9 protein-coding genes and 1 pseudogene are annotated in these 14,467 nt (G+C 62.1%); 3 read left to right on the top strand and 7 right to left on the bottom strand.

From position 1 onward, the window contains the following. Positions 1-64 precede the first annotated feature (64 nt). Entirely contained in the window at positions 65-1,873 is a 1,809-nt protein-coding gene (locus ETEE_RS08560; RefSeq protein ID WP_034164570.1) for a carbon starvation CstA family protein, read from the bottom strand. 367 nt (positions 1,874-2,240) lie between these two features. Between ETEE_RS08560 and udp the strand changes: the two genes are divergently transcribed. Next, a complete protein-coding gene (gene udp, locus ETEE_RS08555; RefSeq protein WP_012847023.1) occupies positions 2,241-3,008 on the top strand; it encodes a uridine phosphorylase in 768 nt (255 codons plus the stop codon). A gap of 48 nt (positions 3,009-3,056) precedes the next feature. Here the strand turns inward: udp and metE are convergent, their stop codons facing one another. Continuing rightward, entirely contained in the window at positions 3,057-5,333 is a 2,277-nt protein-coding gene (gene metE / locus ETEE_RS08550; protein WP_034164569.1) for a 5-methyltetrahydropteroyltriglutamate--homocysteine S-methyltransferase, read from the bottom strand. A 123-nt stretch (positions 5,334-5,456) separates the two neighbouring features. On the opposite strand from metE, the gene metR reads away from it, so the two are divergent. Then, the gene (metR, locus tag ETEE_RS08545; protein WP_034164568.1) at positions 5,457-6,419 is read left to right on the top strand and encodes an HTH-type transcriptional regulator MetR; all 963 of its coding nucleotides are present in this window, start codon (positions 5,457-5,459) and stop codon (positions 6,417-6,419) included. Between the two features lie 19 nt (positions 6,420-6,438). Here the strand turns inward: metR and ETEE_RS20045 are convergent. The 5 genes and pseudogenes from ETEE_RS20045 to ETEE_RS08525 form a co-directional block, all read right to left on the bottom strand. Further along, positions 6,439-7,197: pseudogene (locus ETEE_RS20045) on the bottom strand (carboxylate/amino acid/amine transporter); the annotation flags it as partial. A 119-nt stretch (positions 7,198-7,316) separates the two neighbouring features. Then, entirely contained in the window at positions 7,317-8,450 is a 1,134-nt protein-coding gene (locus ETEE_RS08540; protein ID WP_034164567.1) for a DUF4056 domain-containing protein, read from the bottom strand. Continuing rightward, a complete protein-coding gene (locus ETEE_RS08535) occupies positions 8,450-9,583 on the bottom strand; it encodes a BamA/TamA family outer membrane protein (protein ID WP_034164566.1) in 1,134 nt (377 codons plus the stop codon). Before ETEE_RS08535 ends, ETEE_RS08540 begins: the two co-directional genes overlap by 1 nt. Then, positions 9,583-10,659 (bottom strand): hypothetical protein, encoded by a 1,077-nt coding sequence (locus tag ETEE_RS08530; RefSeq protein WP_034164564.1) that lies wholly within the window; start codon positions 10,657-10,659, stop codon positions 9,583-9,585. Before ETEE_RS08530 ends, ETEE_RS08535 begins: the two co-directional genes overlap by 1 nt. 137 nt (positions 10,660-10,796) lie before the next feature. Beyond that, positions 10,797-13,103, bottom strand: coding sequence for a zinc/cadmium/mercury/lead-transporting ATPase (locus tag ETEE_RS08525; protein ID WP_034164563.1), 2,307 nt, complete (start codon positions 13,101-13,103; stop codon positions 10,797-10,799). A gap of 223 nt (positions 13,104-13,326) precedes the next feature. Here ETEE_RS08525 and gntR point away from each other — a divergent pair, with 223 nt between their 5' ends. Continuing rightward, entirely contained in the window at positions 13,327-14,325 is a 999-nt protein-coding gene (gntR, locus tag ETEE_RS08520; RefSeq protein ID WP_034164561.1) for a gluconate operon transcriptional repressor GntR, read from the top strand. Positions 14,326-14,467: the final 142 nt, after the last annotated feature.

Below are 14,467 nucleotides of genomic sequence, written 5' to 3'. Positions count from 1 at the left end.
TAAAAAACCAACGGCCGTTAAATCGGCCGTCGATTGTTATCGGAAAGCGTATGGCAACGCGGGATCAGGCCGTTGCCTCCGCCTGCGCGGCGGCCAGCTCACCGCCGCGCTTCATCCACAGCTCACGCCATTTGCGCAGGGCCGATAGCAGGATCACCAGGCCCAGCACCAGCATGATGATGGAGATCGTCCCGTTGAACAGGTTATAGCCCGCCGCCTGCGGATTAAAGTAAACGTGCTTCACCATCCAGTAACCGGCGTAGTTCACCGTAATAAACAGATAGACCAGCGGAATAATACAGGTCAGCATGTAAATACGTTTGGTCGCCAGACGCAGAATGATGGTGGCACCGATGATCAGACCCACGGAAGCCATCAGCTGGTTAGATACACCGAACAGTGCCCATACCGAGTTGATGTCGCCAGAGTTGAGCAGATACCCCCACAGTAGGCAGGCAACGATAGAGCAGAAAATCGAACCGGGCAGCCAGTCTGTGCGCTTCAGCGGCGCCCACAGATCCCCCAAGAAGTCCTGCAGCAGGTAGCGCGCCACGCGGGTGCCGGAATCGACGGCCGTCAGAATAAAGACCGCTTCGAACATGATGACAAACTGGAAGAAGTAGGAGGCCAGGCTACTAAACCACGGCACCCGGATAAAGATATCCGTCATCCCAACCGCCAGGGTCACCGCCCCGCCGGTCCGCCCGTACAGATCCAGACCGATCTCCTGACTCAGCTGCGGCAGGTGGACGACCTCCATCCCCAGCCCGGCCCAGGCCTGAGCGCTGGAGTTAATGGCAAAGTAATCCGCCGGGTGCAGCGAGGTGGCAGCGATCAGCGCCATGACCCCAACGACGCACTCCGCCAGCATAGCGCCAAAGCCCACCGGCAGAATGTCGCTCCACTTGTCGATCTGCTTCGGCGTGGTGCCAGAGCCGATAAAGGCGTGAAAACCGGAGATAGCGCCACAGGCGATGGTAATGGAGATAAACGGCCATACCGGCCCAGACAGTACCGGACCACCGCCGTGAATAAATTGGGTGATCGCCGGAAACTGAATTTCGGGGTTGATAAAGACCACCCCGACCACCAGCGCGCCGAAGACCCCAATCTTCATAAAGCTAGACAGGTAGCCGCGCGGCGTCAGCAGCATCCAGACCGGCAGCGCCGTGGCAAAGAAGGCATAGGCCGGCAGCAGCAGGCTTACGGTTGAAGACTTCCAGGTCAGCCACTCCCCGAAGGTCGTGTGCTGAATGTAGGGCCCGGCAAAAACGCACAGAATAATCGCGGCAATCCCGGCGTAGGTCGCCCCTTTCATACTGCCGGTGATGCGCTCCCACAGCCCGACGCAGATGGCGATCGGGATGGTCATAAAGACGGCGAAGGTTCCCCACGGGTTACGCTCTAGGGCATGAACCACCACCATGGACAGCCCGGCCATGGTAATGGTAATGATGAACAGCATCGCCAGACCGGTACACCAGCCGGCAATGGGGCCCAGCTCCGATTTAGCCACCTCGGACAGTGACTTTCCCTGATGCTTCATCGACGCGAACAGCACCACCGTATCGTGTACCGCCCCGCCGATGACGCAGCCGATCAGCAGCCACAGGAAGCCCGGCAGATAGCCAAACTGCGCGGCCAGTACCGGCCCGACCAGCGGCCCCGCGGCAGCAATGGCGGCAAAATGGCTGCCGAAGTTGACCCATTTCTTGGTCGGCACATAGTCTTTACCGTCTTCATAGGTATGTGAGGGTGTGACTTCACTATCGTCGGCACGCAGCACCTTTCTCACGAAAAACAGGCCGTACAGACGGTAGCAAATAGCAAGAATACACAGCGTTGCCAACACGAAGGTAATCGCATGTTGCATGGTTATTATCTCCCCTGAGGATTTTTCAGGGATCACCCTAACCACTTTGGCGCCGCCAGCGTCATCGCGGATCGCCCAGCGGTAACCGGGCGAATTAAACGGTCGAAAAACGCCCCCGAGCGGCAGCCGCGGGAGGGCGGCGCGTGGGGCGGCGCAGGAGCGAAAGATCTGTCATCCTCATCACAGGAATCTGTCTAAAATTCCGACGTTATCGCCATATATTGTGAATATAATCACAATTTTTTGTCGATAATGATACCGTTTCTTCATATCAAGTGACTTGAGTCACGCATTTATCCGACGAATTTCAGTAGAGTGATCCCTTGTTCCTCAGCGGAGGATAACGATGACACAGGAGTCAGCAGCGATGTCTAAACCTGAAGTATTCCACCTCGGACTGGCCAAAAGCGATCTGCACGGTGCTACGCTGGCCATCGTGCCCGGCGACCCGGAGCGCGTGGAAAAAATTGCCAAACTGATGGAGAACCCGGTCAAGCTGGCCTCCCATCGTGAATTCACCAGCTGGCGCGCCGAGCTGGACGGTAAGGCTGTCATCGTCTGCTCCACCGGTATCGGCGGTCCGTCGACCTCCATCGCCGTGGAAGAGCTGGCACAGCTGGGTATCCGTACCTTCCTGCGCGTCGGGACCACCGGTGCCATTCAGCCGCACATCAACGTCGGCGACGTGCTGGTCACCACCGCCTCCGTACGCCTTGACGGCGCCAGCCTGCACTTCGCGCCGATGGAGTTCCCGGCCGTTGCCGACTTCACCTGCACCACCGCGCTGGTCGATGCCGCCCGCGCCGTCGGCGCTGCGACCCACGTCGGGATCACCGCCTCCTCCGACACCTTCTACCCGGGTCAGGAGCGCTATGATACCTTCTCAGGCCGTGTAACCCGCCGCTTCCGCGGCTCGATGAAAGAGTGGCAAGAGATGGGCGTGATGAACTTCGAGATGGAGTCCGCCACGCTGCTGACCATGTGCTCCAGCCAGGGGCTGCGCGCCGGGATGGTGGCCGGGGTCATCGTCAACCGCACCCAGCAAGAGATCCCCAACGCGGAGACCATGAAGCAGACCGAATCGCACGCGGTAAAAATCGTCGTCGATGCCGCACGCCGTCTGCTGCAGGACTAAGTATCATCGCGGTATTGCGGGCGGGAGCAGTCGCTCCCGCCCGTTTTTTTATGCCTGCGTCTGCGCGCGCAGCAAGCGCGCCGCCGCCACCATGTTGCTCAGCGCACGTCGGGTCTCCTCCCAGCCACGCGTCTTTAAACCGCAGTCCGGATTCACCCACAGCCTCTCGGCGGGAATATGCTGTGCCGCCCGGCGCAGCAGCTCGACCATCGCCGCCTGCGTCGGCACGTTCGGTGAGTGGATATCGTACACCCCGGGCCCGATCTCATTGGGATAGTCGAAGCGAGAAAAGGCCTCCAACAGCTCCATATCCGATCGCGCCGTCTCAATGGTGATCACGTCCGCATCCAACGCCGCAATCGCCGCCATGATGTCATTGAACTCGCAGTAGCACATATGAGTATGGATCTGGGTATCATCGTACGCCACCGCCGCCGTCAGACGAAACGCCGCCACGGCCCACGCCAGGTACGCCTGCCACTCATCCTGACGCAGCGGCAGGCCCTCGCGCAGCGCGGGCTCGTCGATTTGAATGATGCCGATCCCCGCGCGCTGCAGGTCGTCTACCTCGTCGCGCAGCGCCAGCGCCAGCTGACGGGCGATAACCTCTCGCGGCACATCTTCACGGGCAAACGACCAACACAGCATCGTTATCGGACCGGTCAGCATGCCCTTCACCGGCCGGGAGGTCTGAGCCTGGGCAAAGGTGGTCCATTCGACGGTCAGCGGCGCGGGGCGGCTGATATCCCCGACGATCACCGGCGGCTTTACACAGCGTGAGCCATAGCTCTGTACCCAGCCGTTACGGGTAAACACAAACCCCTCCAGCTGCTCACCGAAATACTCCACCATATCATTACGTTCGGCCTCACCGTGCACCAGTACGTCCAGCCCCAGTAGCTCCTGCTCGCTAATCGCCTGGCGGATGTGATCGGCTATTCCCCGACGATAGTGCGGCGGGGTCAGCTGCCCACGGCGAAAGTCGAGGCGCAGGGTGCGGATAGCCGGCGTCTGCGGGAATGAGCCGATGGTCGTCGTCGGCCAGCGCGGCAGTGCAAAGCGCTGGCGCTGACGCCGAGCGCGCTGGGGGTATCCGCTGGGGCGCTGCGTATCCGCATCGGTCAGCGCGGCCAGACGCTCGGCTACCGCCGGGTTATGAACCCGCTCGGAGCGGTGACGCAGGTATAGCGGCGCACTGTAGCTCAGCAACGCCTCCCGCCGCGGCGCAGGATCGTTCAGGGCCTGGGTCAGCAGCGCCAGCTCGTCACACTTCTGCAGGGCAAAGGCAAACCAGCTTTTCACCTCCTCATCCAGCTGGGTTTCCGCACTCAGATCAATAGGCGTATGCAGCAGGGAGCAGGAACTGCCCAGCCAGATCGGCCGCTGACCGACCAGCGGCTGCAGACGCGTCTGCCAATCGGCCAGATCGGCGCGCCAGACGTTACGACCGCTGATCGCGCCCAGCGATAGCACCCAGTCGGCGGGCAGCTGACGGTGGAGCGCCAGCGCATCGACCGCGCCCTGAACCAGATCGACGTGCAGCCCCTGCACCGGCAGAGCACAGATCGTCGGCAGGTGGTGGCCGATGTCGCCAAAGTAGGTGGTCAGCAGCAGCTTCACCGGCCCCTGTAGCGCCTGATACGCATGCTGATAGGCATCGCGCCACGCCGGCGGCAGCGTCAGCACCAGCGCCGGCTCATCCACCTGCACCCATTCGACCCCGCGTTCGGCCAGCGCGGCCAGCACCTGACGGTATACCGCCAGTACCTCCTCCAGTAGGCTTAGACGATCGAAAGGCGCCCCTTTTACCTTGCCGAGCCATAGGTAGGTCAGCGGCCCCAGCAGTACCGGTTTCACCCGATATCCCTGCGCCAGCGCCTCATCTACCTCGTCCAGCAGCTGGCGCCAGCCAAGGGAAAAGCGCTGCCCGCGGGTAAACTCGGGCACGATATAGTGATAGTTGGTGTTAAACCATTTTGTCATCTCCGCCGCCGCCGCGGGCTTTCCTCCGGGCGCCTGGCCGCGCGCAATCCCAAACAGCGTATCCAGATCGATGACGCCGTCGGCGCGCCGGTGGCGTGCCGGGACATTCCCCAGCATCAGACTGGTCGCCAACACATGGTCATACCAGGCAAAATCGCCCACCGGCAGCAGATCGATTCCCGCCTGATGCTGCTGACGCCAATGGCGGGCGCGCAGCTCGGCGCCGCAGGCCAGTAGCGCGTTCTGGGGCGCGCTGCCCGACCAGTAGGCCTCCAGTGCCTTCTTCAACTCACGCTGTAACCCTATACGTGGAAACCCCAGGGTATGACTGATTACCTGCATCCTCTTTTACCTCGCAATGCCGATTATGGATGTTTAGATGTCCAGATGTTTACACATCCATAATCAGCGGGTAATGTAGAGGACTCAAGCGCAATCTGTTCATCTGTTAACTGAGGGTTTCTCATGATCGAGCTGAAGCACCTAAGAACGCTGCAGGCTCTGCGCGCCGGCAGTTCACTGGCCGCCGCCGCCGCCCGGCTACACCAAACCCAGTCGGCCCTCTCTCATCAGTTCAGTGAACTGGAACAGCGCCTGGGATACCGACTGTTTGTCCGTAAGAGCCAGCCCCTGCGCTTTACCCCCCAGGGCGAGATCCTGCTGGCGCTGGCGGAGCAGGTGCTGCCCCAGGTACAGCAGGCCCTACAGGCATGTCAGGTACCGCCGCAGCAGACGCTGCGTCTGGCCATTGAGTGTCACAGCTGTATTCAGTGGCTGACGCCGGCCCTGGCGCAGTTTCAAGCCCAGTTTCCCCAGGTGACGCTCGATTTTCGCTCCGGCGTCACCTTCGATCCCCAGCCCGCGCTGCAGCAGGGGGAGCTGGATCTGGTGCTGACCTCGGATATTTTGCCGCGCGGCACGCTGTACTATGCGCCGCTGTTCGATTATGAAGTGCGTTTGGTGATGGCCCCCGGGCACCCGCTGGCCCGCAGAGGCACGGTTCGGCCACAGGATCTGGCACAGGAGACGCTGTTAATTTATCCGGTGGCCCGGCAGCGTCTGGATGTCTGGAACCACTTTCTCCAGCCCGCCGGCATCGCCCCCCGGCTAAAACAAGTCGACAATACGCTGCTGCTGCTGCAGATGGCGGCCGCGGGGATGGGCATCGCCGCGCTGCCGCACTGGGTCGCGGAAAGCGCCGAGCGCCAGGGGGCGCTGACCACCCGACCGCTGGGTGAGGGGCTATGGCGTCGGCTGTATGCGGCGCTGCGCACGGGAGAGCAGCGCCAGTCGGTGATGGATGGCTTTATTCAGCTGGCGCGCCGCCACGCCTGCGACGGCCTGCCGTTTGTCCGTGATGTGGTACGATCCAGCGCCGGTGTACCCAAAGCGACAGGGCGATCACTGTCCCACCCAGCGTCAGCCTGATCCAGTCAGGATGCTGTTGCCAGATAGCCAGATTCACCAGCAGCCCCGCCGGGATCAGCGCATTATTCATGATGGCCAGCGTACCGGCATCCACCTGCGTAGCGCCATAGTTCCACATGAAGTACCCCAGGCCAGAGGCACCGATGCCCAGCCACAGCAAAATTCCCCACTGTAGCGGCGTAGCCGGCAGCCTATGCGGATTGCCATACAGCCACCAGGCCGGAAGCGCAACCATCAGCGCCCCCAGATAAAACCAGGAGAAGGCGCGATGCTGCGGCAGCGGCATCACCTCCATCAGACGTTTGTATCCCACCTGCCCCAGCGCAAAGCAGAGATTGGCCCCCTGGATCAGGGCAAAACCCAGTAAAAACTGTGAGCTGAGCGGGTTATAGCGGATGATCAGCGCGCCCAGCACAGCCAGCAGCGCGCTGCCCAAATAGCCTGGGCGCAGGCGTCGCCCCTGTAGCAGATCGTAAATCAGCGTGACATACAGCGGCGTCAGAATGGTAAACAGCAGCACCTCTGGCACCGTCAGATACAGAAACGCGGGATAGTAGAACAGGTACATCAGCCCCAGTTGAAAAGCGCCCACCAGCATATAGGCCAGCGCCTGACGCGGGCGCACCCCACGCCAGCGCAGAAACGGGAGAAAGACCAGCGTCGCCAGCGCAACCCGCGCCAGCACGGCAAACCAGCTATCGACCTGGCCGGCCAAATACACGCCGATCAGACTAAACGAAAAGGCCCACAGCAGCGTGGTCGCCAGCAGTAGAAACACGGAAGAGATCCATTCGATGCAGTTGATGGGCGCTATTCTACCCAAGGGCGACGCCGACCGCCGCCCAGAGTGGGTTTACATCTGGTCAAATACAGCGCGAACAAGTATCGGTATCGCCTCTAACGCTTACGCGAAAGCTGCAGCGTATCCTGCGCCTGGGCAAATGCCGCCAAATGACCGAAGTCACGCCAGGTGTAATAGTGCGGCGGAACGGGCAGGCGTTTCATTGACGCGCCCGGCAGCAGGCGCAGCTCCGCCAGCTTGGCAAGATCGTAACGGTGCACCTGCCCCGGCAGCATCAGACGCAGCGGCGGCGTCAACTCCCCGGAAATCGAAGTCGGCAAGCGATCGTCACGGGTATCATAGTTGCGCTTAAGCACCAGAAACTTTTGCGGCACGGCCTGACGGCTGTCCCACCATTTGCCATCCAGCATATCAAACTGAAAACGCGTCAATATGGCGGGCTGCGCCTGCAGCTGGCACAGCGCCTGCGGCAGCAGCGTCGTCAGCGCCGCGCTGTATTGCCCCAGCGAGGCCGTATGTCCATTCAGGATCAGCGTCAAGGCCAGTCGCGTCCCCAGTAGATTGGAATAGAGATCCTCCGGGGAAAACGCCGAGACCCCCTCCGAAAAGCCGGGGATAGACTCATAGCCATACCACTGGGCAACCTCGTGCCAGGCAGCCACCTCAAACGCCAGGCGGGCGGCTAAATAGGCCGCGAGGGTATAGCGCTCCCGCGCCTCATGCGGCGGCGTAAAGGCAGAAAACACCAGCTGACGCCGCGCGAGCTCGTCGCCCAGGTCGAGGCGGAAAGCCTGCCCTAGCCGCGGGTACAGATGGCTGAAGATGTATACCGTCATATCCGCGCTATCGCGAACATGCGCCAGATCCAAGAAGCCACCGCGGCGCGTATATATCAGGCCATTACGTTCACTGCCCAGGCCGGCCAAACTGGCCAGCGCGCCAAACAGGCTATCGTTGTAGCGATGGCCACCCAGCGCATCCGCCTCAACCACATTGTTCAAACGGTAAAAGGGAATGGGGACGCCCAGCGCCTCGGCGTTCAGATCATAGCCGAAGGCACAGCAGGGGCGCAGCCCATCCGGCGGCGGCAAAGGCGCGCTCACCGGCCAGGCATGAGCCGCCTGCAGGGGCTGCAGCTGCGCCAGATCAAGGCTCATCGGCAGGCCAAACGCCCCTGCCGCGCCGCACCAGGCCAGCAGCGCTGCACACCATCTCCGGACCACCGCCATCAAAATGCCTCTCCTACCTGAAAATAAAAGCCGCTGCTGCCGCGACCAATGCCATAGTCCAAACGAATATTAATACCTGGCTTAAAGGCGAAGCGGTAGCCGACCCCCACGGTGGGCAGCCAGCGACTGCTGCCCAGCTCCCTGACGTTTGGCCCCATCGTACCGGCGCCGGCCCAGGCCACCACGCCGTGGCGCCAGCTCAGCTTCTGCCGATACTCCAGCTGTGAGCTAATCAGATTACGATCGCGGTAGCGCCCCTGGTAGTAACCCCGCATCCGCTGATCGCCACCGAGCGACGGCAGCATATTCCACGGCACCATCCCCTGGGTGAACTCACCGTCGATCTCCCAGGCCAGCACGCGGGTCTCATCCAGCGCGTGGTAGGTGCTGAAGCGGGTCGTCAGGTTATCAAAGCGGGTATCGCTGCCCGTCTCCGGCGTATAGTGGGTGTAGCGCAGGCTCGCCAGCATCCCCCGGCGCGGATTGGGCACAAAGTCCCGGCTGTCATACTGCAGCGATAGGCTGGGGCCGGAGCTGAATACCGTACGCCCATCGCGAATCTGCGCCAGGCGATCCGTCTGCTTCACATCGGCGGCATGCATCGCCGACAGCGACCAGCCAACGCCGAGGTATGTCTGAGACGCTATCCGGTACAGCGCCTCCGGCTGTAGCCGCAGCGACTGTGCCGTGTATTTCTGCCGACCGTCGTCGTCGGCCCCGGCGCGGAAGCCCTGCCCCCAGTAGTAGGTTGGCGTATCGCTAATCCCACCGGTGACAAAGATACGCCAGCGATCGTGGTCAAAAAAGCTATAGCTGCGGACTCCCAGCCCAAAGGCGCCGGTAGAGCTGAGGTAGCCGCTCAGCGTGATGCTGGAGTTCTGGCTGGTGGTGTCCGAGGGATCCGGGCGATACAGCCCGGCCACCGCGGCGCCGATCCCCAGCCCCAGTTCGGGATTGAAAAACGGCCCCGGCAGTACCCCCCAGTCGATCCCTTTGTCCGGATCGAAGCGATCGTCGCCGCCCAGATGCCCCAGCCACTCATCGATCTGCGCACGCGTCGGCAACAGTGCCGCCTGTCCCGCCAGCGGCGAGAGCGCGTAGACCAGCGCCAGCGTCATCAGGGGGCGGCACATCAGAAGCGGTACTCTCCGGAGACAAAGAAGCTATTGCGCTCGGCAAAGCCCACCTCCGTGGTCAGGTTAAAGTTACGAGTGATTTCATACTGTGCGCCAATCAGTACGTTCCATGGCGACGATAAATGCTGGCGCACATCGAAACGGCCCTGACCCTGCTGATTGGCAATCGCCATCAGCGCAGATAATCCGCCCGGCATCGACAGATCGCTGAGGCTGCCCTTAAACTCCTGCTGCACATCCTGATACATAGAGCCGACCCACAGGCTGAGCTTGCCGTCCGGCAGGCCGACGGCGCCGATGCCGGGGGTAGTGAAGCGGTAGCCGACGCGCGGCGACAGGGTAAAGGCGTCGATGCTGCCGTCGAGAATATCGAAGCGGGTCTGGGTATAGTTCATATCCACCAGGCCGAACCAGTTGCCGTAGCCGCCGGCCAGCACCGTACCGGCGCCGTAGGTGGTGCCCTTAAAGTTCAGCTGGAAATCCAGATCGCGCAGCTGTCCGCTCTTATTCATACCATGTACTATTTGTGCGATGATCCCATCCATACTAAATGGCTTATATTGGCTGGGATCGGCATCGACAGAGACCTTGGACAATGAGCTACCGCGCGTCTTGCCGACGATGCCGTAGACGTTCATGAAAGGCAGCACCCACGCATCCAACTTAATCGTTTGAGTCACGCTACGCTGGCGGGTACTCCCCACCTTAATATTGAACAGATCCGTAGGCAGCGAATAGCTATCCCAGCCCAACCCGCTAAAACTAATGCTATCCACCACGATATTCTGGCGCATATTCATATAGTTAATATTAATACCGAAAGGCTCCGGCAGATCGTAGCCGCGCGCGCGCGCCTCGTCGCCCCAAATCGGCAGAATCGAGCTCTTTTGCGCCTCTGGCGCCGACGTCTGGGCCGTTGGCACGCTGTCCGCCGCATGGGCCTGCGACTGGGGCAAGCCGTAGTAGGTGGGAAGGGTGCTGCTGAGCTCGGTGGTATTATCCTGAGTGGCCGCATGGGCAACACCGCTCATCAGCACGCCGGAAAGACAGGACAGCAATGCACGATTATTCATATTGTTAAGCGTTATAAAGTGAGTGGAAACAAAAGCAGGGTGCGGAGTATAGCAGTAAATGAGTGTAACTTCGTGCAACATAACGTGCGTATCATTCCCCGGTAACGATACGCACGTTAATTATTACCCAGACAGACTTAACGGCGGCGCAACAGGCGCAGCGCATTCGCCGTCACCAGCGCCGTGGCGCCAGAGTCAGCCAGCACCGCCAGCCACAGCCCAGTGATCCCCAGCAGGCTGGTGATCAGGAAGACCCCTTTGAGTCCCAACGCCAGCGTAATGTTCTGGCGGATGTTGGCGTGGGTCGCCCGCGATAAGGCGATCATCTGCGCGAGCCCGGTCAGGCGATTATGAGTCAGCGCCGCATCCGCCGTCTCCAGCGCGACGTCCGTCCCCCCGCCCATGGCGATACCGATACTGGCCGCCTTCATCGCCGGCGCGTCATTGATCCCGTCACCGACCATCGCGGTATCCGCCCGGCGGCTGAGCGCCTCCACCTGATGCACCTTATCCTGCGGCAGCAGCCCGGCCCGGAAATCGATCCCCAGAGAACCGGCAATCGCCGCCGCCGCGCGCGGGTTATCTCCCGTCAGCATCACGGCCTCAATGCCCAGCGCCCGCAGCGCATCCAGCGCCTCAACGGCGTCCGGGCGCAGCGTATCGCTCATGGCGATCGCCCCGATGGCTACGCCATCTCGCAGGACCGTCACGACCGTCTGCCCCAGCTCCTCCCACGCCACGATCTGCGTCAGCAGGGCCTCTGACAACCTCTCTGGCGCCAGGCGACTCGGCGCCGCAACCTGTACCGCTACGCCGTCGACCTCTCCCGCGACGCCGATACCGGCCTGTGCCTGACGGGCCTGAGCCTGCACCACCGGCAGGCCACGCTGCTCGCAGGCCAGGATCACCGCCTTGGCCAATGGATGGTGGGAGCCCACCTCCACCGCCGCCGCCAGCGTCAGTAGCCGTTCAGCCGACACGCCCTCAACGCTGAATACGCCGCTCACCTGCGGCATCCCCTGCGTCAGGGTCCCGGTTTTATCGAACGCGATAGTGCGCACGCGCCCCAGCTGCTCCAACGCCGCCCCGCCCTTAATCAGCGCACCGTGACGTGACGCCGCCGCCAGACCGGAGGTGATCGCCGCCGGCGTTGAGATCACCAGCGCGCAGGGACAGCCGATCAGCAGCAGCGTTAGCCCCCGGTAAATCCAGGTATCCCAGGGCTGGGCAAAGGCCAGCGGCGGAATCAGAATCACCAGCAGCGCCAGCGCCATGATCGCCGGCGTATAGTAACGGCTAAAGCGATCCAGGAACCGCTCGATCGGCGCACGGCGCTCCTCGGCCTCTTCGATCAGCTGCAGAATGCGATCGATGGCATTTTGTCCGGGCTGTGAGATCACCCGCAGCCGGCACACCCGATCGACGACCAGCGCGCCGGCCGGCACCCGCGCCCCCGGCGGACGATCGACCGGCAGCGATTCGCCGGTCAACGCGCTTTCATCAAAGCTCACGCTCTCCAGCAACAGCTCGGCATCGGCGGGCAGACGACCGCCCGGTGCAACCTCGATCTCCATGCCGGGACGCAGCGCGGAGACGGCCAGCGTGCGCCGCCGCTCCTGTTCTATCACCACCGCCTCATCGGGCACCAGCGCCATCAGGGCGCTGACCCCTTTGCGGGCCCGGTTGGCCGCATAGGATTCCAAGCGCTCGCCCAGCATGAACAGTAGCAAGACCATCGCCGCTTCCTGCGTCGCCCCGATAAACAGCGCCCCCAGCGCGGCAATGCTCATCAGGGTTTCAATGGCGAAATAGCTGCCGCTGCGCATCAGGCGCACGGCTTTTAGCATGATCGGCGCCACCCCGACCAGCGTTGTCGCGATAAAGGCCACCCGGCCCAGCGACGGGTCAACCAGCGTCAGCCCATAGCTCAGTAGCATCAGCAGCGCCAGCGCGATCGGCGGCATCACCTCATGCCAGCGCAGCGCGGCGCTCTCCGCCCGCTTGGCGCCCACGGACTGCAGGCTAAAGCCCGCCTGGCGCACCGCCCGTTCAATCGCCGGGGAGAGATCCCGCGAGGCATCCACCACCAGTTTCTGGGTTGCGAACAGGACCGAGGCGCGCTCCACCCCGTTAATCTGGGCGACCGCCGTTTCTATTTTGCGGGCGCAGCTGGGACAGTCCATCCCCTCCACCCGCCAGCTGAAGCGCTGGCGCCCAGACGCCAGGGGAGGCAAGGGGTGGGGATCGGCGTCCTCCTCGACGCCATCATGGTCGTGGGCCGCCATACAGCAGGCGCCGTCGGCGGCCGGCGTCAACGGCGACGCCATACTGATCTTCAGCGTGCCGTGCGCCGGACGGCTGCAGCCGTGCTGCATCGCCGCATGCTGATGGCCGCAGCCACAGCCTGCATCGGACCCGCCGGGGTGAATGTGTTTATGGGTCATCGGTTCCTCCTCGCATCATTACCAGTCTTACTATTACGGATAATTCTACACGTTGGAGTCGACTCCAGAGTCAAGCAACAAATGAGATCCATTCCTTTTTACTCGCCGCCTACGCGTCGCACGTCCAGGACGAGCGGCTAGAAAACCATGCGCGCCCCATGCTCGACGACTGATTTTTTGCTACACTGATGCCCTCCGATAAAGAGTGTATATTTCATTGAAAATGAAGAAAAAGCGCCCAGTACTGCAGGATATAGCCGATCGCGTCGGCGTCACCAAAATGACCGTCAGCCGCTACTTGCGCAACCCCGAGCTGGTTTCGCTGCCTCTGCGCGGCAAGATCGCCGCGGCGCTGGATGAGCTGGGCTATATTCCCAACCGGGCGCCCGATATTCTCTCTAACGCGACCAGCCGCGCTATCGGCGTGCTGCTGCCCTCGCTAACCAACCAGGTTTTCGCTGAGGTTTTGCGCGGCATCGAAAGCGTCACCGACCAGCACCACTACCAAACCATGCTGGCCCACTACGGTTACCGCAAGGAAAAGGAGGAGGAACGCCTTACCTCCCTGCTCTCCTACAACATCGACGGGCTGATTCTGGCCGAGCGCGACCATACCCCGCGTACCCTGAAGATGATCGAGGTCGCCGGCATCCCGGTAGTCGAGCTGATGGACAGTGTCTCCCCCTGCCTCGATATGGCCGTGGGCTTCGACAACGTTGAGGCCGCACGAGCAATGACCCAGGCCATCATCGCGCGCGGCCACCGCCGCACCGTCTACTTTGGCGCCCGGCTCGATGAACGTACGGTGATGAAGCAGCGGGGCTATGAGGCGGCGATGCGCGCCGCCGACCTGACGCCGCGCAGCGTCATGATCCCACGCAGCTCCTCCTACTCCGTCGGCGGCGAACTGCTGCGTGAAGCGCTGAAGCGCTACCCCGATATGGATAGCATCTTCTGTACCAACGATGACCTGGCCGTTGGCGCAGCCTTTGAGTGTCAACGCCTGGGACTGCGTATCCCGCAGGATATGGCCATCGCCGGCTTCCATGGACACGATATTGGCCAGGTGATGGAGCCGCAGCTCGCCAGCGTGCTCACCCCGCGTCAGCGCATGGGCCAGCTGGCCGCCGAACGTCTGCTGGCGCGCCTGCGCGGTGAGCACAGCGCCGAGGCCGCCGCCGTCGACGTCGGCTTTACCCTGCTGCACGGCGGCAGCATTTAGCTCCTCTCGCGTACCACGGCGCTCCGACGTGATCACGGTTGCCGGTTCGCGGAGCGCTCGGCCTACATCTCCCTAACAACTGCGAGTAGCATCACAGTTATTAATCATACCATTTAACATTCGTTGCTAATTTCTCCAGCGC

This window comes from Edwardsiella anguillarum ET080813, assembly GCF_000264765.2.
GTDB lineage: Bacteria > Pseudomonadota > Gammaproteobacteria > Enterobacterales > Enterobacteriaceae > Edwardsiella > Edwardsiella anguillarum.
This window is presented reverse-complemented; position numbering and strand designations above follow the sequence as displayed.

Bases quoted from the DNA above. Each gene is read 5' to 3' on its own strand.
- ETEE_RS08560 (WP_034164570.1), bottom strand. From the start codon at position 1,873: ATGCAACATGCGATTACCTTCGTGTTGGCAACGCTGTGTATTCTTGCT.
- udp (WP_012847023.1), top strand. From the start codon at position 2,241: ATGTCTAAACCTGAAGTATTCCACCTCGGACTGGCCAAAAGCGATCTG.
- metE (WP_034164569.1), bottom strand. From the start codon at position 5,333: ATGCAGGTAATCAGTCATACCCTGGGGTTTCCACGTATAGGGTTACAG.
- metR (WP_034164568.1), top strand. From the start codon at position 5,457: ATGATCGAGCTGAAGCACCTAAGAACGCTGCAGGCTCTGCGCGCCGGC.
- ETEE_RS08540 (WP_034164567.1), bottom strand. From the start codon at position 8,450: ATGGCGGTGGTCCGGAGATGGTGTGCAGCGCTGCTGGCCTGGTGCGGC.
- ETEE_RS08535 (WP_034164566.1), bottom strand. From the start codon at position 9,583: ATGTGCCGCCCCCTGATGACGCTGGCGCTGGTCTACGCGCTCTCGCCG.
- ETEE_RS08530 (WP_034164564.1), bottom strand. From the start codon at position 10,659: ATGAATAATCGTGCATTGCTGTCCTGTCTTTCCGGCGTGCTGATGAGC.
- ETEE_RS08525 (WP_034164563.1), bottom strand. From the start codon at position 13,103: ATGACCCATAAACACATTCACCCCGGCGGGTCCGATGCAGGCTGTGGC.
- gntR (WP_034164561.1), top strand. From the start codon at position 13,327: ATGAAGAAAAAGCGCCCAGTACTGCAGGATATAGCCGATCGCGTCGGC.